This window comes from Pedobacter roseus (assembly GCF_014395225.1).
Lineage (GTDB): Bacteria > Bacteroidota > Bacteroidia > Sphingobacteriales > Sphingobacteriaceae > Pedobacter > Pedobacter roseus.
Genome location: NZ_CP060723.1, coordinates 5,064,551 through 5,086,937 on the forward strand (window position 1 = coordinate 5,064,551; position 22,387 = coordinate 5,086,937).

The following is a 22,387-nucleotide window of genomic DNA, read 5'->3' on the forward strand; positions in this document are numbered from 1 at the left end:
ATAAAACAGCAAAAACAATTTAATTCACTATAAAAATCAAATCTTATGAAAAAACAACTCAAAACCAAACTTGCGCTTAACAAAGAAACAGTAGCAAAGCTTAACGAAGAGCAAATGGAACTGGTAGCCGGTGGCCAGGCTGCCGCAGATGGTTCTACGTTTGTGGTTGGCATTAGCTTAGAAGCTGAAGCTGCCGATGGTGGCAGCTGTGGTCAGAAATCGATCATTGCTTCTAAAACCTGTCCGGTAACTAGTACCTGCGATTGTCATTGTAGTTAATTATCAACCCTAAAATCTTCTCACATGAAAAAACAATTCAAAACAAAACTTTCTCTTAACAAAGAAACAGTAGCCAGACTTAACGATGAGCAAATGGAACTGGTAGCTGGTGGCCAGGCCGCAGCTGCAGGTTCAACTGTAGTAATCGGCTTCGAAGCGGAAGCATCGGCTGCTGAAGGGGATAGCTGTGGCAAGCAGTCTATAATCGCATCTAAAACCTGTCCGGTAAGCAGTACCTGTCACTGTAGTTGCTAATTATTAATCAATCTCTATACAAAACCATTAAAAACATGAAAAAACAATTCAAAACAAAACTTTCTCTTAACAAAGAAACAGTAGCCAGGCTTAACGATGAGCAAATGGAACTAGTAGCTGGCGGACAGGCTGCACTGGCAGGCTCTACAGTGGTAATCGGCATCGAAGCATCATCTGCGGTTGATGGTGATAGCTGTGGTAAACAATCCATTATCGCCTCTAAAACCTGTCCGGTAAGCAGTACCTGCGATTGTAGCTGTAAATAATTAATCATTAACCATAAAAAACATCATTACATGAAAAAGCAATTAAAAACCAAACTGTCACTGAACAAAGAAACAGTAGCAAAACTTAATGAAGAGCAAATGGAATTAGTATCTGGTGGCCAGGCTGCTGCAGATGGTTCTACCGTTGTTATCGACATTCCGATCCTTTCTGCTGAGGCTGTTGATGGAGGAAGTTGCGGTAAACAATCTATTATCGCATCACAAACCTGTCCGGTATCAAGTACATGTAAATGTAGTTGCTAAACCAATGCGCATTGCCGGCAAATACCGGCAATGCTTTTAACCGCATGCAATTTAACATTTGCTGCACAATACGATAAGTTATGAAAACATATATAATATTGATCCTCGTTTTTTTAAGTACAGGCACTATTGCAGTTCAGGCGCAGGCGCCGGCTAATGTGATAGATAGCGTAAGCTTAAAATTTACCGGTAAGGTAATCGACTCTGTTACGAAAGAACCACTTATTTATGCACAGGTTGTGATAAATAATGGCCAAAAACAGGTGATGCAAGCCCTTACCGATACCTTGGGAAAGTTTGAAGTAAAAATAAAAGCAGGAACCTATCAGGTTAAGGTATTTTATATGGGCAATGAAAATCAGGTTTTTAATCTGGCTATACCGGCCAGTCCAGACCATGTATTTAGCAAGGTGTTTAATGTAAAAATTAAAACAGAACTGTTAAATGAAGTTTCGGTTTATGCCAAAAGAAAGATTATCGAAAATACTGCCGAAAAGATCGTTTACCATGTAGACCGCGATCCGATGGCAAAAAACAAATCACTCAGTGAGGTGATTAAAAAAGTCCCGTTGGTTACGGTCGATTTTAAAGGTGTTCCTTCTTTAAAAGGGAGCGAAAAAGTACAAGTACAGGTTAATGGTCGTTCGGTTACGGATTATGCCATCCCTGTAGATCAGGCCCTTAAAATGATTCCAACGGCTAATGTAGAAAGCGTAGAAGTGATTACCAACCCAGGTGCTGCCAGCGATGGCGAAAGTTTGGCAGGTATCATTAACATTATAACCAAAAATAAGTTTTCTTTAGGCGGCAACCTTACGGTGGGTGTAGAATCTACAATCGGTAAAAGCTATAATACCAAACCTACTTTAAATTTTACTTACGGCGTCGGCAAGCTTAATTTTTCGCTTAATGGCAGTTATACCAATTTTAAAACGCAGGGCTTTAGCAACCAACTTTACTCGAGGAACAATTTTTTGCAGGCCCAACAAGGAAATTTAGGCTACAATGGCAACCCTGTTTATGTAAATAGCGGATTGTTTTACGACATCAGCAAGAACGAATCATTAAACGCAGGCTTAACGGCCTCTAATTCTCCCTATACTTTCAGTCAGGCATTGCAGACGAACATTAACGATCAGGGCATTACAAATTTATTCAACCGCTTTTCTGATAATGTGGTTAAATCTCAAAGTTTATCGGCAAATGTAGATTACAAACTTAAACTGGATAAACCCGGTAAAGAATTTACGATTGGCGCACTTTTTACCGCAGGCAAACAGGATAATTTAAACAATAGTTTTAATAATTATCTATCCGGCACAGCACCATCTACTTTACAGGAGCTGAGCAATAACAACAATACCATGCGTACAGTGATCTTACAGTCAGATTACAAGTTTCCTTTGGGCAAGCACAAATTACAGGCCGGCCTTAAAATTACAAACAGACATTTCGATTCGCAGTATCAAAATATGATGAGCAGCCAATCAACAACAGCAAGCACTGATGAATATGCTTACGATCAGGGCATATATGCTGCCTTCGGACAGGTACAACTCGCTTTACCAAAAAAATGGGTAATGATTGGCGGTATACGTTATGAAAGAACACAGAACGATGCTCAATTCATATCAACAAACAGCAATGTTAGTCGAGGATTTAACAGTGTTTTACCGACTTACGTAATTGGCAAAAACCTTAAAAACGGAATGATCAGCTTAACCTATAGCTACAAAATTTCGAGGCCAGGTATTTCCTTTCTCAATCCCTTCCAAAATTTTGTAAATGCAAACACGGTATCGCAAGGTAACCCCGATCTTTTGCCCGAACATAAAAATGGCTTGAGTATGGCCTTCTCTCACAATGCAGGCAAAGTATATTTATATGTTGATGCCAGCGCCGACTTTTGGTCTGACTATATTTTACGTGTAAACCAATTGGTAAACAACATTAACCAGATTTCTTATAAAAACATCGGCTCATACAAACAGTTCGGTACATCGGCCAATTTAAACCTTACCATTACCAAAGCATTGAGCTTAACTGTAGGCGGTACCTTAAACCTGATCTCAACCAATGATGCGGCATTTAACGCTACGTATAATGAAAAGTTAAACTTTAATGGCAGTTTTATAGGCACATATAACTTTAAAGGTGGTTATAATCTTCAGGCAGAGTATTACCTGTATTCGAATAACTATTTTTTCCAGAGCAGAACCGAGCTGCCCAACACTTCATCTATCGGTTTAAACAAATCATTTATGAAAGACAGGATCAACGTCAGTGTTGGGGTAATTAATCCATTAAATAGTAAGATGGAATATAATATGCTCAACATAAATGGTGGCTTAACCAATCAGAACATCCAGACCGTTTATGGCAGGGGCTTAACCTTTGGATTTAGCTACCAGTTTGGTAACGATAAGGTAAATAAAAAGAGTAGAACCAATATTAAAGATAACGATACCAAAGAAGGAAGCACGAACCCAATTGGTTTTTAAACAGCAAACTATGAAAAAGGACACACTAAGCGAGCAGTACCAGTTCTTACCAGATCTGATGCTCCGGTTTCCATCTTACCACAATGAGGGGCAAATCACCAAAGAGCTGATTTATCAGTTCATCAAAGATGATTTTTTTATGGAGGCTTTATGGATCGCTTCTAAAGATTTATATGAGGCTGTACTCCGGATCGATACCATCACAGATCCTAAAAAACTCGAAAAAATAGAAGTAGCCTTATCTAAATACATTAACAGAACCAAAAACAGGGCTACCCCTTTTGGCCTTTTTGCAGGTTGTGCACCAATTGCGTGGGCAGCGGATACGCAGATAGAACTTGGTGCCATGAGTAAACATACCCGCCTGGACATGGGATTGCTATGCACTGTTTTCCGTTATGTATTGAAAAATGAAAACATCAAAAAATCATTAAACTATAGTGTTAATAAAACTTTGTATGATATCGATGGAAACTATAGGATGGTTGATTACAAAACATTGGGCTACCGGAAGTATACGGTATCAGCTGTAAGTGGCTCTGAATACCTTCAGGAAATTATTGATTTTTGTAATACTGCACAATCTTACAATGTTATTGCTGCCTTTATTGAAGACTCGTTTGAGGTAGAAACAGAAGAGGCCAATACTTTTTTAGATGAGCTGATTAATGGCCAGATTTTACTCAGTAACCTCGAACCAAGGGTAAGCGGTCCTGATTTTTTAGACCAGATTATTGATAGTTTAACTGAAGTTACAACGGTAGACAGTGGTAACTATGATGCTAAGACCTATCTTTTAGCATTTATAAAAATTAAAGAGATCCTGGCTAAGGAAATCAATACCATTATTAAAAAAGAAGAAATCTCTGTAATACTACAGGAACTGAACATCGAATTTAACAGCGAAAGTATGTTTCAGATCGATCTTTATAAAGATGGTTCAGCACAAACGTTGAGTAATGTTTATGCCGATAAGTTGATGGAAGCAGTTCAGTTTTTAAACCAGGTTACACCAAAACACAACAACAAAGAATTACAGGCATTCAAAAGCCGCTTTGCCGACCGTTATGATGAACAGGAAATCCCTTTATTACAGGCACTGGATCCTGAATCGGGTATTGGTTATGCTTCAAACACACATTTAGCCGGAGAAGCGCCATTGGTACACCGGATGGTTTTTTCGTCCGGCACACCAAGCGAAATCAGGGAAACACAATATACCGACCTGAGTAAATGGCTTATTGGTTATTTAACCAGCAATCCTACGAGTTCAGAATTGAATATTGATCAGCACGATCTGGGCAACCTTAATATCAATCCATCAGAACTTCCGCCAAGTTTCTCCATTATTTTTAGGCTGAACGGAGGGGAAGAAGACCACATTTACCTTGAACATTGCGGATGGCCTACGGGAGCTTGCATGATCGGCAGATTCGGTTATGGCGATAAAAAATTTGAGCAGATCTTAAAGGATATTAATGGCGTTGAAAATGCCTACTATGAAGATGCAATAGTAGCCGAGGTGGCACACCTGCCCGAAGACCGCCACGGCAATATTGCTTCGAGGCCTAAATTTAGGGATTACCAGATTCCGGTATTGGCGGGCAGTACATCCGATGAGAGCGAAATCAGCCTTAGCGATTTAATGGTTTCAGTACGTAATGGGCAGATTTTTTTAAGGAGCAAACGTTTAAACAAAGCAATCATACCAAGGTTGAGCAATGCACATAACTACGGGATGAATGCATTACCGGTATATCATTTTTTAGGTGATTTACAGGGCGCAGATCATAAATACTGGCTAGGCTTAAATTTAGAGGTATTGCCAAAACTGGGCATTTTTAAAATCCCAAGAATCAAATATAAAGGGGTAATTCTTTCTTTAGCCTCCTGGTATCTAAATGCGGATGACATTAAAGAGATTTTAGAAACCAATGCTCCGGCCCATGAAAAGAAGCTAAAAGGCTTTTTTGAAAAATGGGATCTCCCCGCAGCTTTTATTTATGCAGATGAGGATAATGAGCTGTTGGTGCACCAAAGTAACCGGATCGAAATACTAGCCTGGTTATCAGCCTGTAAAAAGCGTAGCCAGATTGTATTGAAAGAATACTTACCCATTACGGGTTCTATTTTAAAAGATGAAGATGCAAAAGCAGTAAACAATCAGTTTGTTGCCCTATTAACCAGAAAAGACGATAAAAAAAGACCAGCACCTGTGTTTAATCCTAGCCATAAAAATGATAACCATGTAAAAAGGCAATACTTTCCCGGAGAGGAATGGTTATATGCAAAAATTTATACCGGTGTAAAAACCGCAGATCAGTTAATTGGAAACGAGCTGTTGGCGCTTGGCAAGAAACTGGTAAATGCAGGTTTAATAGACCAATGGTTTTTTATCAGGTATGCAGATCCGGAGCCACACCTGAGGTTTAGGGTACATGTAACGCCAATAGATGGCTTAGGTACGGTAATGCGCGAAATCAATAAAGCTTTCGAAATCCTTTCGGAAACAGGTTTAGTTTGGAAAATACAGTTTGATACATACGAGCGCGAAATTGAACGTTATAGCGCAGCAGGTATCGAATTGAGCGAACAATTGTTTTATCATGATAGTTTGGCTGTATCAAGCTTTTTATCACGCAGGGATATGATAGAAAACTTTGAGCAACTGCGTTGGCTTTGGGGCATCAGATCTATCGACAGCTTATTGAACGACTTTGAATTTTCCCTTGCAGAGAAGTTGAAAGTAATGGAAGTTTTATCGGCTTCGTTTCACCAGGAGTTTAACTCGGATGCTTTATTGATCAAACAGTTATCACAGAAATACCGGTTCAGCAAAGAACTGATTGCCAACCACCTGGATGCAGGGAATGATTTTTCGGGCTCAGACCTTTTGCAGTACAGAAGTTTCGAAATTATCCCTTTGGCTCAGGCCATCAAAAAGAAAATTGAAGAAGGACTGATCGATCAGAACCTGAACAACTTTTTAATCAGCTATATCCACATGAATATGAATCGTTTGTTCAAAACCAAACAGCGCGTACATGAACTGGTAGTTTACGATTTTCTTTTAATGTATTATAAATCAACCTTTCACCGTCAAAAAACAAAAATATGAGCACCTTACAAGCAGAAACAGTGATGAGTACCCGTTTTAAAGTGGTATTTGAGCAGATTAAACATTTGCTGCACGATCAGGAAAATCAGCCGGATTTTATAACAAACGGCAATTTGTTTAATGGCTATGCAGGTATTGTTTATTATTATTTTAGCCTGTTAAAGGCTTTTCCTGAAGGAGAAAGCGAAGCTTACATTGCTTTAGAAAAACTGATTGAATCCTATAACACTCAGGATAATATGGCAAGTAAATACATGACCTTCTGCAGCGGTCTTTCCGGTTTTTATTTCCTGATCCAAAAGCTGGTAGAACAAGAGTATCTTGATGAAGTATTTTTAGAAGAGGTACTACCCATTAACGAACTGATTTTTGAAGATACAAAGCGGTTACTTACTGAAGAAAACACTGATTTTTTACATGGCGCCAGTGGCCAGATGTTATACCTTTTAAGCAGCAAAGGTGATCCGAATCGTGAAAAATACCTTGGTGTGTTGGTAGATCAACTCCTTACACTTGCAGTAATTGATGAAAAAGGGTTGCGCTTCCCCAACAGCACGGTAAAAGAGTTCCAAAATACAGATAATACCAACATGAGCCTTTCGCACGGAAATGCTGGTATTTTATTGGTGATGCTGAATATTTATAATGCCGGTATTGAACAAGAGAAACTTGGTACTGCCATTCAACAGAGTTTGGATTTTTTTCTCCACTATTATCATCCAAGAAATGAAGACATTTCATTATCAGCCTTTCCACTGCTGGTTAATGAAGAACTTACCAAAGAAGAATTGATTGACGGTGATTTTTATGCAGAAAATTACAGCTGGTGTTATGGTGATCTTGCTGCAATATGGCTACTGTATCAAAGTAGCGTATCTTTCAAAAACGCAGCCTATGCTGATATTGCCGATCAGATTGGTAAAACCATGGCCGCGGGTTTAATTACGGTACCTGCATCGGGCATAAAAATTAATTCCCACTTCTGCCACGGTACTTCTGGTATAGCCCTCTTTTTAAACCGTCTTTATCAATTTTCGGGGCATACAATTTATCAGGAGGCTGCACAGGTATGGTTGGATAGCACCCTCGATCATTTAGAAAAAGACCTGAACAATCCCGACTTTATGAACAAACCAAGTTCACTCGGTTTACTGGAAGGGGTTAGCGGGGCAATGTTTGTGCTGGCAGCTGCCGAACATGATGATATTGCTGCAAATTGGACCGATATGTTTCTTTTATCTTAAAAATTAAAGGTTATGAGTATTAAAAAAATTGGCTTGATGGATTTTGGTACAAGATCCAAAAAGATAGATAGTCTTTCGATTATCGAAAGCGTTATAGACGATGCTATACTGGCAGAAAAACTAGGCTTTCACCGTTTGTGGTACGGCGAGCATTTTATTACCTCCGCCAACTCGCCATGGTTTAGCCCTGATATGCTTTTACCGCTAATCTGTGGTAACACCAATACCATAAGGGTAGGTGTAGCAGGGGTATTGGTGGGTTATACTTCCCCCATCAGAACGGCTTCCAGTTATAAGATGCTCAATAACCTGTTCAATAACCGCATCGATCTGGGTTTCGCTAAAGGCACTCCCGGAAGTAATTTTTTACCTTATTTCAGTCAGCCTAAAATTACCAGTTATGAAGAAGGTGTACAAAATATCCAAAATCAGATAGCGGCTATAAGCAGTTTACTAAACAATGAAGATGAACATGTTAAAAATGGGCTCATACTTTCTCCATACAAAGGTACGATACCTTCTCTCTGGAACCTTGGCGGCTCACCGGGTAGTTATCAGGCTAGCCTAAGCAATCAGCTAAACTGCTCCCGTACCCTTTTCCATAAAGGTGTAAACCTCGAAAAAGGCTTAGACAACCTAAAAGCCTACCGTGAAGATTTTTACAAGCAATACGGTCGTTTACCAGAGGTTAATATTGCGCTGGCTGGTTTTACCAGTCCGAGTAAAGCAAAAAGAGAAGAGGTGATAGCACTTTCAGAAGCAGAATTTGACTTTGTAGAACCCACAACAAGACTTTGCTGCGAACCACAGGAACTGTTCGATAAGATGTCGGCCTATGCGGAACAGTATGACGCTGACGAAGTCATATTCTATGATATTGCCCGCGATCCCGACTACAGGAGGGAAAGTATGGCCTGGATCAGCGAGGTTTTTGGCATGCAAAACAAACAACAGTTAGTGGCCTAATTTAAAAACTCTACCCATGTTTAAACTAAACTATAGACCATCGATTCCTATATACCGCCAGTTGGAAACAAAAGATTGCGGACCAACCTGCCTTCGCATGGTATTACGCTATTACGGCAAATCATATACCTTAAATACCATCAGACAGGCCTGCAGGGTTAACCGAGACGGAAGTACATTTTTAGGACTTAAAGTAGCAGCAGAAAAGTTCGGCATGAATGCAATATGCGTAAAACTGCATTATACCGACCTTATTAATGCTGATATCTGGCCTGCCATCATCCATTGGAAAACCAACCACTTTGTGGTGCTGAAAAAACTGACCAAAGATGAGGCTGTGATTATCGATCCGGCACAGGGAAAGGTAAAAATAAGCAGAGCTGACTTTCTGGAGCATTGGAATGCCGTAGAAGAAAAAGGATATGCCCTTATTTTAGAACCTGATGCAGATCTGGAACAGTTGAATCAGGAAGAGCAGGAAGCACAGACCAATGTAAGTTTCTGGAAGCTTTTGGGTTATCTGAAAAAGCACAAATCGTTGATTTTACAGCTTTTGATAGGTTTAGTGGCCAGCTCGATCCTGGAACTGAGTTTACCTTTTTTAAGCAAGTTGCTTATTGATAGGGGGATAAAACTCAAAGAAGTAAACCTGATTTATCTGGTACTTATTGGGCAGGTAGTGGTTTTTGCATCCAAATCTTTTATCGAATTTGTAAGATCGTGGATTTTATTATTCGTGAGTGTAAGGGTAAACCTCAATATTTTGGTCAGCTTTTTTATCAAGCTACTTAACCTGCCATTATCTTTCTTCGAAACCCGTAAACAGGGTGATGTGATGCAGCGGGTTAACGACCATACGAGGATAGAAAACTTTTTAACCAGCAATACTTTAACTACTGTATTTTCTTGCTTCAATATCTGTGTATTAAGCATTATTCTATTCCATTTCAGTAGTATATTATTCCTGATTTTTGCAGGTAGCAGCATTTTATATGTAGGCTGGGTATTTCTGTTTTTTAATAAACGCCGGCAAATCGATCAAAAAAGATTTGAGGTAAACTCTTCGGTACAAAGTAAGATTGTTCAGCTGATAGAGGGGTTTCAGGACATTAAGATCAGTAATTCTGCCGACCAGAAAAGATGGGAATGGGAATCGCTGATTGTAAAAGAGTTTAAGGTAAGGGTTAAAGGGCTTACCTATAACCAATATCAACAGGCCGGTTCATTGGTAATTACCGAAATGAGGAACATCGGGATTACTTTTGTGGCTGCATTTATGACCCTTAGGGGAGAAATCAGTCTGGGAAGTCTTTTCGCCATCCAGTTTATTGTAGGTCAATTGATTGCACCAATAGAATCATTGATTTTCTTTCTACAATCGTATCAGGATACCAAAATGAGCCTGGAACGATTAAATGAGATACATGAGATTCAGGATGAGCAGCCAGAAACGGGAAAATATGTAGAAATAGATCATTTAATTGGCGATATTTCCATTCAGAATCTGCAGTTCAGCTATCCTGGGTTTGAAAATAAGGCCGTTTTTAATAGCTTGAGTCTGGTCATTCCCAAAGGGAAAATTACAGCCATAGTGGGTTTGAGTGGAAGCGGCAAAACCACCTTGCTAAAACTCTTGCTTAAATTGTACGATCCAACTGGCGGTACCATTCATATTGGCAACGAAAAACTGGATGATATAGATGTTGGCCAATGGCGTAACCTCTGTGGAACGGTTTTACAGGATGGGTTTATTTTTTCAGATACCATTGCTAAAAATATTGCACTCGGCTTTGAGCAGATAAACGAAGGCCGTTTGCATGATGCCATTAAAATGGCCAACATTGGTGATTTTGTTTACAACCTTCCAAAAGGTGTTGAAACCGAAATTGGAATTGGTGCAAATGGCATATCGCAAGGTCAACGGCAACGGCTATTAATTGCCCGTGCAGTTTATAAAAACCCTGAACTTTTGCTTTTTGATGAAGCTACAAATGCGCTCGATTCTAATAATGAGCAGGCCATCATGAACAACCTGAGGGATTTCTTCGATAACCGGACGGTAGTTATTGTTGCGCACAGGTTAAGCACCATTAAAAATGCCGACCAGATATTTGTAATGGAATATGGCAGGATATTGGAATCGGGAAACCACGAAACGCTAATGAACAATAAAGGGGCTTATTTCAATTTAATTAATAATCAACTCGAGAAAATAAAATAATATGGAAATTCAAGATAAAATGAGCGCAGATATCAGGCATATCCTCAACAAAAAGCCCAAAGGCATTGTCCGTTTTGGTTCAGGGATTATGTTGGCAATAATTATTGTTTCAATCCTGACTTATTTTTTTAAAGAAGATATTAAAATATTAAGCATCTTTAACTATTTCGTATAACCGAAATAGTTAAAGGAAGTCTTTCATTTAAAATATTCAAAATTTAATATCATGCAAAAACATATTATTTACATTTTAATAATTACATTTTTGAGTGCTTGCTCTTACGGCACATACGAAATGAACAAAGGACCGCTTAACATAGCAACGAAAGCCAGTTACAATGTAACCTACAAAGTATTGGCAAGCAGCAGTGCTACGGTAACTTTTACTGACGAAAGCGGAAACCAGAAAACTTTAGAAAATATTTCTGGTGAATGGGAAAAAAGCATAAATATAAAATCCGGACAAAAGGTTCAGTTTACTGTCGATTCAAAAGATAAACAGCTGGCATCTGTTCTAGTAGATCAAAAACCTATTTCTACTATTGACAAAACTAATAAGACTGCGCATTATAGCCTTAGTTTTGTATTGCCATAGTAGAATTTTTAATCGGTTAGGCTGCTTGGCATTTTACAACAGTTTAACCGGTTTCAACAATTAACCTAAGGAACCGATCAAACTATACACTTCCCCTTTGTAAACCTCTTCCAATAATTGCACTGCCATTTTGCTCCGTTGCCCGGTTTGGCAATAACACACCAGTTTTTTATTCTTTGGAATGGTTTCAAGAGAAGCTGTTAATTCATATAAGGAAATATTCATTCCACCAATGTTCCCTTCCTCGTGTTCATAATCTTCTCGTACATCGATCAGAAAAATTTCATCAGGAGATTCAGAAAGCCATTGATCTAAAGTTATTTTATCAATTTCTTTCGTAGTTTCAATTATAACCTCTTTTTTAACCATTTCCGGTTGTTTTTCTTGCGCAATTTTGAATACGAGTACCGTATTGTTCAATGCGTCGATGGTCATTAATTTTCCTGAAAGGGTTTGGCCAATGCCACAGATTAATTTAATCGCTTCGTTGGCCATATATAACCCGATTATTCCAGGCAAAATTCCTATTACTCCGCCCTCTACACAGGTAATGTTTTCAGTTGGGGGTACAGGATAAAGATCCCGGTAATTTGGCCCTCCATGATGGTTAAATACCGCAACCTGACCTTCAAACTGTAAAATGGAGCCGAAAATGAGTGTTTTTTCTAAACTCACACAGGTATCGTTAACCAGGTAACGGGTGGTAAAATTATCCGAACAATCGATCACCAGCTCATAATTCTGGCAAATAGCGATCGCATTATCAGCGGTAAAACGTTCGTGATAAGCAGTGAAATCCATATACGGATTAAGTAACTTGAGTTTTGTTGCAGCAGTTTTTGCTTTCGATAGACCGATATCGGTATGGTTATATAAAATCTGCCGGTGCAGGTTGCTCAGTTCTACCACATCATCATCTACAATTCCGATTGTTCCGACACCGGCTGCGGCCAAATATTGCAATACAGGACAGCCTAATCCGCCGGCACCAATGATCAATAATTTGGCGGCTTTTAACTTTTCTTGCCCTTTTAAACCTAATTCGGGCAAAATCATCTGCCTGTTATAGCGGCTCAGTTCTTCTTTTATTAACATGATTTACTGATCAAACTCATATCCCAATCTTTCCAAATCGGTTCGTAACCTTGTTTTCTAATCATCGCTGCAATTTCCTGTGCCGAACGTTCATCCGATATTTCGAACTGCTCTAAGGATTGAGGCTCTACTTCGTAACCACCCGGATTGGTTTTAGAACCCGCACTAATGGCCGTGATCCCCAATTTAATTACCTGATTTCTGAATGCCTGCGTTTCGCGGGTAGAAATAGAGAGTTCTACTTCGCTGTTAAATAAGCGGTATGCACAAATCAGTTGGACCAATTCTTTATCATTCATCACCACTTTTGGCTCCAAACCACCACTAAAAGGGCGTAACCTTGGGAAAGAGATACTGAATTTACTCTGCCAATATTGTTTTTCAAGATAGGATAGGTGCAGGGCCGTAAAAAATGAATCAGTCCGCCAGTCTTCCAGGCCAATCAGCACACCCAATCCCATTTTATGGATGCCTGCCTGCCCCAAGCGATCGGGAGTTTCTAGACGGTATAGAAAGTTTGATTTTTTGCCTTTAGGGTGGTGTTTACGGTAATCGTCCTGGTGATAGGTTTCCTGATAAACCAACACGGTATTCAAGCCATGCGGAATCAGGGTTTCATAATCGGCTACATCCAGCGGCTGCACTTCCATCGAAATATGGGCAAAATGCGGACTGATCAGGTCCAATACTTTTTTAAAATAATCGGTATGTACCGTTTGGTTAGCTTCACCTGTTACCAATAATACATGATCGTAGCCCATACCTTTAATCACGGCCACTTCCTGCATAATTTCCATCGGATTGAGCGTTCTGCGCCTTACCTTATTGTCGTAACTGAAACCACAATAGGTACATATATTATTACACTCGTTGGAGAGGTAAAGCGGAATGTACATCTGGATCACGCGGCCAAAACGGTCTAAAGTTAAACGCTGACTGATCTGCGCCATGTCCTCAAGATAAGGCAATGCTGCGGGAGAAATCAGCGCTTTAAAATCCTCCAGATTCCGCTGTGGATTGCTCAAAGCTCTTTCAACATCATCAGCCGTTTTATCATAAATACTGGCTTTGGTATCGTCCCAATTGTAGGATTCGATTATTTCGTTAAAACTCTTCATCTAAAAATGCGGTTAGTGGACTGCTTGCCGCAGCATAATGTGTTTGCGCGCCTAATTTAGATTCGAAAGCCATTCTACCAGCTTCTACAGCCATCTTAAAGGCAATGGCCATATTGGTCGGATCTTTAGCTATGGCAATGGCAGTATTCACCAAAACGGCATCGGCACCGATTTCCATGGCTTTAGCCGCATCAGATGGCGCTCCAATACCTGCATCCACAATTACCGGCACCCGGCTCTGGCTAATGATAATCTCTAAAAAATCGATCGTTCTTAATCCCTTATTACTGCCAATTGGGGAGCCTAATGGCATCACCGCTGCGGTACCCACATCTTCCAAACGTTTACATAATACCGGATCGGCATGGATATAAGGCAGCACCACAAAACCGAGTTTAACCAGTTCTTCAGTGGCTTTTAAGGTCTCAATCGGGTCGGGCATGAGGTATTTCGGATCGGGGTGGATTTCCAGTTTGATCCAATTGGTTTCTAAGGCTTCGCGTGCCAGTTGGGCGGCAAAAACGGCTTCTTTTGCATTACGCACACCAGACGTATTGGGCAATAAATTAATATGCGGATATTTAAGGTGATGGAGGATATCGTCGTCTTTTCCTTTTAAATCTACACGTTTAAGCGCTACGGTAACTAGTTCGGAGGCCGAGGCGATTAAGGCGCTTTCCATTTCTTTTGCTGAACTGAATTTGCCGGTTCCGGTAAAAAGGCGGGAGCTAAAGGTTTGATCTGCTATGGTTAACATATCTTTAATTTTTAAATCGAATGAATACTGAATTTACTGCTGATTTCTTCAAGAACCGCAGCCGTTTGTGTTTGGTTGGTGAGCGCTGCCGAGATGGCAATTCCGTAAATTCCGGTTTCGAGTATAGCCGGAATATCTGCTGCTTCAATGCCGCCAATGGCGATAATGGGAATACTTATTCCTGCTTTCCTCACTTTTTCCATTAACTTCTGGTAACCTTCCAAACCCACAATCGGACTCAGGTTTTCTTTTGTACGGGTAAACCTGAATGGGCCCAAACCGATATAATCGGCTCCTTCAGCTACCCTTTGCCGGATATGTTCGAAAGTATTTGCGGTACCTCCGATGATCTGGTGTTTGCCGATAATTTTTCTGGCTTCCAGAACAGGCATATCCTGCAGCCCCAAATGCACGCCATAACTATTTACGGCTTTGGCCAGGTGCGGATAATCGTTTATAATGAGTTTGGCACCATAACTTTCGCATAAGGCCTGCGCAGCTTTTGCAAAAGGCAGGATTTCGGCTTCGGCCTGGTTTTTTATGCGGAGCTGGATCCACTTTCCACCGGCCTCTAGCACCTGCTTAATGGCGTCGATATGCGTACCTGTTTTAGGGGCTTGCGAGATATATTGTAAGGGCTGAATCATGGTTATATTGTTAAATTTTGAGCATAAGCAAGGCATTTTGCATGTGCTTTTTTAAAAGTAGTTACAGACTGGGAAGGATCATTCCAGATGCTACCCAATAGTGCAACGCCATCGAAATTCATTGCTTTAACCTGGTCGATTTCGGTTAAACTGATACCGCCAAGGGCAATGATTTTCGGGGCGGCTTGTTTTTTCTCCAAACGGAAATCTGACGGAATTACGCCCTGATAACCAGGCTTAGACAGGCTATTGTACACCGGACCAAAGAAACTGTAATCGTATTGCCCAATCTGTTCCATATCAGCCAAATGATGGATGGAAGTGCTGTAGGTCTTATTTTCTGGCAGTTTCCCATTATTCCTTTCCTTCCTGAAATTTTCGGTGTGGTGGATCCGATGGATATTGTAATCGTTAGCCAGCGAATGGAAATGATGCAGAGCAATACGCGGATGATACTCAGGCAAAATGCCGTCAATAATTTTCTGGTATGCTACCTTATCAACATTTTCTTTGCGCAGGTGAAAAACCTGTAAACCAGCTTCGAAAAGCTGGTTGATCAGGTTACTTTCTTCTTTAAAAACCGTTGGCTTTGCTATTACAATCAGTTCCATAACTGGCTAAGAATAAATTTCGCTTCCTTTTTCGGTAAACTCTTTCGATTTTTCCTCCATGCCTTTGGCTAAAGCCTCATCTGCAGCTACACCTTGTTTTGCAGCATACTCGCGCACATCCTGTGTAATTTTCATCGAGCAGAAATTTGGCCCGCACATCGAACAGAAATGCGCAATCTTGGCACCTTCTGCAGGCAGGGTTTCATCATGAAATTCTTTTGCCGTATCCGGATCGAGCGATAAATTAAACTGGTCTTCCCACCTAAATTCGAACCTCGCTTTACTCAAAGCATTATCGCGGTATTGCGCGCCTGGGTGACCTTTAGCCAGATCGGCGGCATGTGCGGCAATTTTATAGGTAATTACACCATCTTTCACATCTTTTTTATTCGGTAAACCCAAATGTTCTTTTGGAGTAACATAACACAGCATGGCCGTTCCAAACCAACCGATCATAGCCGCACCAATGGCCGAGGTAATGTGATCATAACCCGGCGCAATGTCAGTAGTCAGGGGTCCTAAAGTGTAAAAAGGAGCTTCCGAACAATGTTCAAGCTGCTTCTCCATATTGGCTTTGATGAGGTGCATTGGCACGTGACCAGGTCCTTCGATAATGGTCTGTACATCATGTTTCCAGGCAATTTTGGTCAGTTCGCCCAAGGTTTCAAGCTCCGAAAACTGCGCGGCATCGTTGGCATCGGCAATACAGCCAGGCCTTAAACCATCACCTAAAGAAAAAGCCACATCGTAAGCTTTCATGATCTCACAGATTTCCTCAAAATGGGTATAAAGGAAGTTTTCCTTATGATGGGCAAGGCACCATTTAGCCATAATCGATCCGCCACGCGAAACAATTCCGGTAATTCTTTTAGCGGTTAATGGCACATAACGGAGCAGTACCCCCGCATGGATTGTAAAATAATCTACACCTTGCTCAGCCTGCTCTATCAGTGTATCGCGGAAGATTTCCCAGGTCAGGTCTTCGGCTTTGCCATTTACTTTCTCCAAAGCCTGATAAATCGGAACGGTACCGATGGGTACTGGTGAATTGCGGATAATCCATTCGCGGGTTTCGTGAATGTTTTTTCCCGTAGAAAGGTCCATAATGGTATCTGCACCCCAACGGCAGGCCCAAACAGCTTTTTCTACTTCTTCTTCGATGGTAGAGGTAACCGCGGAATTACCAATATTGGCATTGATTTTCACCAGGAAATTACGGCCGATAATCATCGGTTCGAGTTCAGGGTGGTTAATGTTGCAAGGGATTACCGCACGTCCGGCGGCCACTTCATCCCGTACAAATTCTGGCGTAATGTATCCCCTTGGAGTATTGGCACCAAAACTATTACCCTGATGCTGGTGATTCATTACCTCGTGCTGATCGCCCAATTGAGCATTTAACAGTTCGATCTGCTGGTTTTCCCTGATGGCAATGTATTCCATTTCGGCCGTAATGATGCCTTTTTTAGCATAATGCATCTGCGATACATTGGCACCCGGCTGGGCTTTATAAGGTTTATTGATATAATTAAAACGCAAAGCATCAAGTTTGTCATCTGCAAGGCGTTGTTGCCCGTAAGCAGAAGATAACTGATCAAGCTGCGTAACATCCTGCCTGTCTTTAATCCATTGTTCCCTTAGCCTGGGAATTCCTTTCCGTACATCAATAACCGCATTTGGGTCGGTATAAGGGCCACTGGTATCGTACACGGTTACGGGTGGATTGGGTTCGGTCAGGCCAAATCCGTTGTGAATTTTAGTTTCGGTTAAACTGATTTCGCGCATGGCCACCTGGATATCGTGGATTTTTCCAGGCACAAATATTTTGCGTGAAGCCGGAAACGGACTACGGCTGATGACTTCCTGGTTTGGTGTTTTTTCTTGTTTCATATTAAGATGAATGATTGATTTATTGAAGGAGAGAATGAGGGAATGAATGAGTGAGCGACTGAATGAATGAGTGATTGAGGGAATTGAATGTAAAGTATCTCCCATTCCATCATTCAAAATTCTCTCATTCAATCCTTCTATCACCCCCCTGAGTGGCTTTAATGAGTATAACCTGATCGCCTGGGTTTAATACATGCGTATCCCAAACAGATTTGGAAATGATGGTTTGGTTAACGGCAATGGCAAGGCCATTCGTCTCGGTTGAAATGACAGCAGCAAGCATCTGTTCGATGGAACAGGCCTCGTTGAGCAGGTAGTTTTGATTGTTGATAGTTACTTCCATATTTTAAAAAATTGGAAAAACTATAGAGATTGCCCCAAAATGGAGATCGAAAAGACAGCAATATTAGATTGCTTTCACTTTTCCCTTCGGCAGTACTAACTGCATCAGGTTCAAAGGGTATTTCTCAGCACGTAGGCACCCCTAAAGTTTTTTGTAAATATATGCGATTAAATTTCTAATGCAAATAAAAATTGATATAGATAAAATCTATATATTAAATTTAACAACATAGTTTATAACTGTATTAGGATTACTAATACCACTTTTGTCATTCCGAACGCAGTGAAGAACCCGGAGGCTCTGCGAAGCAAATCTTTAACCGATGCAATACAGAACCAAAATCTGTTGAATAAAGATCCTTCGTTGAATTACTGATTTCAAAAAATCGGGGCGTCATTTCGACTGAAGCGCAGCGAAACGGAGAAATCTTTGGACTATGTTAAAAGATCTCTCCACTGCGGTCGAGATGACGATACCTCACAAACAAGTTATTTCTCTCCAATGTTTTTGGATAAAATGTAACCCATCAGCAACCAATCGCCCGATCTGATTATATTGGATGAGCCTACCATTAACGAATATCAGGGAACGCTTCTGGTTATATCACATGATGAATATTTTCTAAACCAGGTACAGGTTGAACATACCATTCATCTTTAAAATAAATATATAGCCTTATCTTCGTTCCAAATTATAAAACCCAGTACACCTATGCAAAACCTGTTAGCACTAAAAAGTGGCGAAATAAAGGGCGCGGTATCGTTAAAACTTTCCGAAGACCTGACCGAATTTCCGAAGGAAATATTCGAGCTGGCCGATACCCTGGAAGTGCTGGATTTATCATTTAACAAATTAAGTTCATTGCCTACAGATTTTGGCCGGTTAAAAAAGTTGAGGATTTTTTTCTGTTCTGAAAATCTTTTCACAGTTTTACCAGAAGTACTGGCCGATTGCCCTCTACTGGATATTGTCGGTTTTAAATCTAACCGGATTGAAATCGTACCTCCGAAGTCGATCAACCCGAATTTACGCTGGTTAATTTTAACAAATAACAACATTGCTGAACTGCCTAAGGAAATTGGCCTTTGCAAAAAGATGCAAAAACTGATGCTTTCAGGTAACCGTTTATCCATACTGCCCGAAGAATTGATCAATTGCCATAATTTAGCACTTTTACGCATTGCAGCCAATAAACTGCACGAATTGCCTCAATGGATTACGCAACTGCCAAAACTTTCGTGGATTGCATTTTCAGGGAATAATTTTAGCAAAACGACTGCTGTCGAAACCCTTTCATTGATCAACTGGCATGATTTAGAAATCAGCCATTTGTTGGGAGAAGGTGCTTCGGGCGTGATTTCGAAAGCCAACAGAACCATTGGAGAAGAAACCAGCGAAGTAGCAGTTAAAATATTTAAGGGCAATGTAACCAGCGACGGTTTGCCAGAAGATGAAATGACAGCTTATATTGCTGCCGGTTATCACCCGGGTTTAGTCAACCTGATCGGACAGATTGCCTTCCATCCGGAAGATAAAAAAGGACTGGTGATGGATTTAATTCCGCATCATTTTTACAATCTCGGCAATCCACCAAGTTTAGAAAGCTGCACCAGGGATGTTTTTCCTGCTGATCGGAAACTTTCTGAAAAACAGATCATCAGTATCGCTAAAACCATTGCTTCCTTAGCGGCTCAATTACATGAAGCGGGCATTATGCATGGCGATTTATATGCACACAATACGTTAATTGATGAGGATGGCAGTACTTTATTTGGCGATTTTGGCGCGGCTAGTTTTTACGATAACACAGCTAAAACGGCGCAGGCACTGGAGCGGATTGAAGTAAGTGCTTATGGTTATCTGCTCGATGATTTGCTTTCTTTAAAAGATGAAGAAGTTGGTGAGGAAGTGTATAAAACGGTAAGCGAACTTAGGGATGCCTGTTTGGTTCCAGTGCCTTTAGAGCGACCGGGTTTTAATGAATTAGTTGATCAGTTGGCTCAGATTTAATTACAATTGCTAGAAAGGTCGTCATTCTTGCGCAGGCGGGAATCTTAAAGCATTTTACATTAAGATTCCCAATCAACCCGATAGCTATCGGGTTGGGAATGACGAAGCAATCTCTCATGCCTTTAGCACTTTGCATTAAAGATTGCTTCATCCAATGAAAAATTGGCTTCGCAATGACGATCTCGCTAGCCAAAAAACCTAGATTAATTCTGCTGTTTTTTGGCCCAATCCAACCTGCGTTGATCGGGAGTAGTTGTTACTTTGAAATTTTCAAAAGTGGCGTTAAAACCCTTACCATCAGGACAGGCGGCTACCAGACCTACCATCACCGGCGCATTATCTTTAAAATAACAGGTACGGATCATGGTATATTTTTTATCGTCTAAAGAGTAGAAAATTTCTACTGCATCCAGTTTTCTAACGGCTTTCATCCATATTGATGCTGGTGCCTTTTCAAGTTCTACCACGCTCCAGTCGCTGGTTTTATGCGTTACAACAGCACTTACATTTTGTTTTCCATTAACAAATTCTACTCCGGCTTTAATCCATTCTTCCTCATTTATGCGGAGCATCAGCCCCATCTGATCGAAAGTGGTTACATAATTTCCGGTAATTTTTACCTTCACTTCAAACTCTCCCCCATAAGTGGCATAGTAAAAAGGAGCATCGTCAACTGTGAAACCATAATGCGAAATGCGCCAGTAATCGGTTTTAGCCGGAACAAACATGCTAAAGGTATTTTTATCTTTAATTTCCCATTTATCTGGTTCATTAAACCAGTTCATTTTAGCCAGGCTCTGGGCATTTGCTTTTTGAGAAATAAAGTAAGATAGGATGGCAATTAAGGTGAGTAATTTAAGTTTCATTTGTGTGTTATAGTTGGTTATTGTGTGTTTGTGTACTGCAAACATAATGCAGGGTTAAACTTTTGGAAAGGACATACATCACTATTTTTATGTGATGATTGTCACGCCTGTATTGGGTAGCAATTGTACCAGTATTATAAATCTTCATTAAATATTACCTTTGGTATCAGAGAAACATGGAAACAAATTTTTTAAGAGCGCACATTCATCAGATCGTTTGTTTAACAGATGAGGAGTTTGAATATGCCCGATCTTTTTTCACCAAACGGAAATACAAAAAGCACCAGTACATTATTCAGGCAGGAGATGTTGCCAGTCAGGAACATTTTGTAGTGAAAGGCATTGTAAAATCTTCTTATACCGACCATGAGGGCAAAGAATATATTTTACAACTGGCAATGGAAGAGTGGTGGTTTTCCGATCCGAATGCTTTTAACACGGGCATGCCGGCAACTTTAAATGTAGATTGCATTGAAGACACTGAAACGCTTTCCATCTCTTTTGAGAATAAAGAAAAGCTTTGCGCCTCATCCCGGAAAATGGAATATTTCTTTAGAAAAAAATATACTACGGGGAATATGGCCTTGCAAAAACGGGTACTGGCCTTATTGAGCAATAATGCAGGCGAGCGTTACAAACAATGGCGTAACCAATACCCATCTTTACAGAAACGGATTTCGAAAACCCTTATAGCTTCTTATCTGGGGGTAACCAGGGAAACTTTGAGCAGGTTATCGCTTTAAAATTTCTGTGCTTTGGCTTTTTTACCACAAAGACCACAGAAAAAAGGCGCGGAGTACACAGAGTTGGGTGTATAATAGAGATTCTCTTAGCGCTGCTCCAATGATCAGATCAACTCCAAAATCTGTATTTATCTGTGTACATCTGTGGTTAAAAACTCTTATTTATCGCTATCTACACTCAACTTATAGCCTGGCAAGCTTGCCAACACTAAACTAGAAGCACTTACCACGAAAACCGAATAATTAAAGGGCGCCCTGTAATTCGCAAAAATCAACATCGATAAGGCAAAGGCAAGCGTAAGTAAAAAACTACCTATAGCGGCCAGTTTAATTTTATAACCAATAATGAGCAATAACCCGAAAATCAATTCGCCAGCGGTGGCAATAATGCCCATAACATTGGCCAATGTACGGCTTAAATAAGGCATGAGAGAATGGGTGTAATCTACAAATATCGACCAGTTGCCCCAGCCCACAGTTGGAGAACCTGGAGCTCCGAGCCAGCCAAAGCGGTCCATAACAGGAAGGATAAAACCTACGCCCAAAGCGAGCCTAAGAAATAATTGTGCAAAATGTGGTGTGTTTTTCATCTTGTTTA

Annotated in this window: 22 protein-coding genes and 1 riboswitch; of the genes, 13 read left to right on the forward strand and 9 right to left on the reverse strand. The window is 40.5% G+C overall.

What is annotated here, in order from left to right; translation table 11 throughout:
- The first annotated feature begins 45 nt into the window (after nt 1-45).
- The 11 genes from H9L23_RS20840 (at nt 46) to H9L23_RS20890 (ending at nt 11,709) form a co-directional block, all read left to right on the forward strand.
- The gene (locus H9L23_RS20840) at nt 46-279 is read left to right on the forward strand and encodes a class I lanthipeptide (RefSeq protein ID WP_187592132.1); all 234 of its coding nucleotides are present in this window, start codon (nt 46-48) and stop codon (nt 277-279) included.
- Nucleotides 280-303: 24 nt separating this feature from the next.
- Entirely contained in the window at nt 304-534 is a 231-nt protein-coding gene (locus H9L23_RS20845; RefSeq protein ID WP_187592133.1) for a class I lanthipeptide, read from the forward strand.
- Nucleotides 535-569: 35 nt separating this feature from the next.
- A complete protein-coding gene (locus H9L23_RS20850) occupies nt 570-800 on the forward strand; it encodes a class I lanthipeptide (protein ID WP_187592134.1) in 231 nt (76 codons plus the stop codon).
- Between the two features lie 30 nt (nt 801-830).
- Nucleotides 831-1,064, forward strand: coding sequence for a class I lanthipeptide (locus tag H9L23_RS20855; protein WP_187592135.1), 234 nt, complete (start codon nt 831-833; stop codon nt 1,062-1,064).
- Between the two features lie 80 nt (nt 1,065-1,144).
- Nucleotides 1,145-3,565, forward strand: coding sequence for an outer membrane beta-barrel family protein (locus tag H9L23_RS20860; RefSeq protein ID WP_187592136.1), 2,421 nt, complete (start codon nt 1,145-1,147; stop codon nt 3,563-3,565).
- Between the two features lie 10 nt (nt 3,566-3,575).
- Nucleotides 3,576-6,683, forward strand: coding sequence for a lantibiotic dehydratase (locus H9L23_RS20865; RefSeq protein ID WP_187592137.1), 3,108 nt, complete (start codon nt 3,576-3,578; stop codon nt 6,681-6,683).
- Nucleotides 6,680-7,927 (forward strand): lanthionine synthetase LanC family protein, encoded by a 1,248-nt coding sequence (locus tag H9L23_RS20870; protein WP_187592138.1) that lies wholly within the window; start codon nt 6,680-6,682, stop codon nt 7,925-7,927. The genes H9L23_RS20865 and H9L23_RS20870 overlap by 4 nt, the downstream gene beginning before the upstream one ends.
- Nucleotides 7,928-7,939: 12 nt before the next feature.
- On the forward strand, nt 7,940-8,893 hold the full coding sequence (locus H9L23_RS20875; RefSeq protein WP_187592139.1) for an LLM class flavin-dependent oxidoreductase: 954 nt from the start codon (nt 7,940-7,942) through the stop codon (nt 8,891-8,893).
- 16 nt (nt 8,894-8,909) lie between these two features.
- Nucleotides 8,910-11,114 carry a peptidase domain-containing ABC transporter gene (locus tag H9L23_RS20880; protein WP_187592140.1) on the forward strand — a complete coding sequence of 735 codons (2,205 nt, stop codon included), beginning with the start codon at nt 8,910-8,912 and terminating at the stop codon, nt 11,112-11,114.
- A gap of 1 nt (nt 11,115) precedes the next feature.
- On the forward strand, nt 11,116-11,289 hold the full coding sequence (locus H9L23_RS20885; RefSeq protein WP_187592141.1) for a hypothetical protein: 174 nt from the start codon (nt 11,116-11,118) through the stop codon (nt 11,287-11,289).
- Between the two features lie 51 nt (nt 11,290-11,340).
- A complete protein-coding gene (locus H9L23_RS20890; RefSeq protein ID WP_187592142.1) occupies nt 11,341-11,709 on the forward strand; it encodes a hypothetical protein in 369 nt (122 codons plus the stop codon).
- Between the two features lie 60 nt (nt 11,710-11,769).
- Here H9L23_RS20890 and moeB read toward each other — a convergent pair whose 3' ends face one another.
- From moeB to thiS, 7 genes are all read right to left on the reverse strand, one after another.
- A complete protein-coding gene (moeB, locus tag H9L23_RS20895) occupies nt 11,770-12,804 on the reverse strand; it encodes a HesA/MoeB/ThiF family protein (protein ID WP_187592143.1) in 1,035 nt (344 codons plus the stop codon).
- Nucleotides 12,798-13,922, reverse strand: coding sequence for a 2-iminoacetate synthase ThiH (gene thiH / locus H9L23_RS20900; protein ID WP_187592144.1), 1,125 nt, complete (start codon nt 13,920-13,922; stop codon nt 12,798-12,800). Before thiH ends, moeB begins: the two co-directional genes overlap by 7 nt.
- Nucleotides 13,909-14,679: a thiazole synthase gene (locus H9L23_RS20905; protein WP_187592145.1), complete on the reverse strand. Its 771-nt coding sequence runs from the start codon at nt 14,677-14,679 to the stop codon at nt 13,909-13,911. Before H9L23_RS20905 ends, thiH begins: the two co-directional genes overlap by 14 nt.
- 11 nt (nt 14,680-14,690) lie before the next feature.
- Nucleotides 14,691-15,326 (reverse strand): thiamine phosphate synthase, encoded by a 636-nt coding sequence (locus H9L23_RS20910; protein WP_187592146.1) that lies wholly within the window; start codon nt 15,324-15,326, stop codon nt 14,691-14,693.
- 2 nt (nt 15,327-15,328) lie between these two features.
- The gene (locus H9L23_RS20915) at nt 15,329-15,937 is read right to left on the reverse strand and encodes a thiamine phosphate synthase (RefSeq protein WP_187592147.1); all 609 of its coding nucleotides are present in this window, start codon (nt 15,935-15,937) and stop codon (nt 15,329-15,331) included.
- Between the two features lie 6 nt (nt 15,938-15,943).
- Nucleotides 15,944-17,827, reverse strand: coding sequence for a phosphomethylpyrimidine synthase ThiC (thiC, locus tag H9L23_RS20920; protein ID WP_187592148.1), 1,884 nt, complete (start codon nt 17,825-17,827; stop codon nt 15,944-15,946).
- A gap of 124 nt (nt 17,828-17,951) precedes the next feature.
- Nucleotides 17,952-18,170, reverse strand: a complete 219-nt coding sequence (gene thiS / locus H9L23_RS20925; protein WP_187592149.1) for a sulfur carrier protein ThiS — start codon at nt 18,168-18,170, stop codon at nt 17,952-17,954.
- A 64-nt stretch (nt 18,171-18,234) separates the two neighbouring features.
- Nucleotides 18,235-18,323, reverse strand: a riboswitch (TPP riboswitch).
- A 558-nt stretch (nt 18,324-18,881) separates the two neighbouring features.
- Between thiS and H9L23_RS20930 the strand changes: the two genes are divergently transcribed.
- Entirely contained in the window at nt 18,882-20,180 is a 1,299-nt protein-coding gene (locus H9L23_RS20930) for a leucine-rich repeat-containing protein kinase family protein (RefSeq protein WP_187592150.1), read from the forward strand.
- 203 nt (nt 20,181-20,383) lie between these two features.
- Here the strand turns inward: H9L23_RS20930 and H9L23_RS20935 are convergent, their stop codons facing one another.
- Nucleotides 20,384-21,046 carry a DUF1349 domain-containing protein gene (locus tag H9L23_RS20935; protein WP_187592151.1) on the reverse strand — a complete coding sequence of 221 codons (663 nt, stop codon included), beginning with the start codon at nt 21,044-21,046 and terminating at the stop codon, nt 20,384-20,386.
- A 176-nt stretch (nt 21,047-21,222) separates the two neighbouring features.
- On the opposite strand from H9L23_RS20935, the gene H9L23_RS20940 reads away from it, so the two are divergent.
- A complete protein-coding gene (locus tag H9L23_RS20940) occupies nt 21,223-21,789 on the forward strand; it encodes a Crp/Fnr family transcriptional regulator (RefSeq protein WP_187592152.1) in 567 nt (188 codons plus the stop codon).
- A gap of 158 nt (nt 21,790-21,947) precedes the next feature.
- On the opposite strand, the gene H9L23_RS20945 is transcribed toward H9L23_RS20940, so the two are convergent.
- Entirely contained in the window at nt 21,948-22,379 is a 432-nt protein-coding gene (locus tag H9L23_RS20945; protein WP_187592153.1) for a DoxX family membrane protein, read from the reverse strand.
- Between the last annotated feature and the right edge of the window lie 8 nt (nt 22,380-22,387).